Raw genomic sequence first — 233 nt, 5'->3', positions numbered from 1 at the left:
ATTTTGAATTCTTCTGGGTACCAGGTATCAGGCGGGGAGAGATCTGAATATCGATTATTACAAGAAATAAGTGATGCTAGTCAATTTGATTTACTATTGATTGATGAGCCAGAATCTTCTTTTGACAACATATTTTTATATAAAAAAGTAAATCGTCTTATAAAGGAAATGTCTGGCTTCATGCCCGTAATTCTGGTGACACACAACAGTACCGTTGGTGCATCAATAAAGCC

At 35.6% G+C, this 233-nt stretch carries 1 pseudogene; it reads left to right on the top strand.

Annotated elements, in window-relative coordinates:
• Positions 1–233 (top strand): annotated as a pseudogene (locus AAEZ18_RS19750) (histidinol phosphatase); the annotation flags it as partial.

Origin of the sequence: Pseudoalteromonas sp. 19-MNA-CIBAN-0066, assembly GCF_040308705.1 — a bacterium.
GTDB lineage: Bacteria > Pseudomonadota > Gammaproteobacteria > Enterobacterales > Alteromonadaceae > Pseudoalteromonas > Pseudoalteromonas nigrifaciens.
The sequence above is the reverse complement of the archived record's forward strand: the minus strand, read 5'-3'. Positions and strand labels throughout refer to the sequence as shown.